1 protein-coding gene is annotated in these 558 nt (G+C 66.8%); it reads left to right on the forward strand.

Annotation, left to right across the window (positions count from 1 at the left end; translation table 11 throughout):
- On the forward strand, positions 1 to 558 hold a 558-nt coding region (locus ENZ74_RS33805; protein ID WP_164761506.1), incomplete at both ends, for a dipeptide/oligopeptide/nickel ABC transporter ATP-binding protein.

Genomic DNA, 558 nt, shown 5'->3' on the forward strand with positions numbered 1-558 from the left:
CCACTGATCGGCCGCGCGCCATTGGCCGAAATCCTGAAGGGCCTGGACTTCGACCTGCCGCGGGGCTCGGTGACCGGCATTGTCGGCGAATCCGGTTCGGGCAAGTCGACGCTCGGCCGCGCTTTGGTGCGCCTGCTGGAGCCAAGCGCCGGCAGCATCCGCTTCGACGGCCGCGACATCACCAATCTGCCGGAAGCGGAGCTGCGGCCGCTGCGGCGCAATCTGCAGATGATTTTTCAAGATCCGATGTCGTCGCTCAACCCGCGCTGCACCATTACCAGCATTATCGCCGCGCCTTTGAAGCAGAATGGTCTTGGCGACAACCTGAAGGCGCGCGTCGCCGAGGCGCTGCAGCGTGTCGGCCTGCCGCAAAGTTTCGCCAGCCGCTATCGGCACGAACTGTCGGGCGGCCAGCGCCAGCGCGTCGGCATTGCGCGCGCGCTGGCGCTGTCGCCGAAATTCGTGCTGGCCGACGAGATCGTCTCGGGCCTCGACGTCTCGACGCAGGCGCAGATCCTCACCCTGCTGGAGGAGCTTGCCGCGGAGATGGGGCTGACC

Origin of the sequence: Mesorhizobium sp. M7A.F.Ca.CA.002.15.2.1 (genome assembly GCF_003998715.1) — a bacterium.
Lineage (GTDB): Bacteria > Pseudomonadota > Alphaproteobacteria > Rhizobiales > Rhizobiaceae > Mesorhizobium > Mesorhizobium ciceri.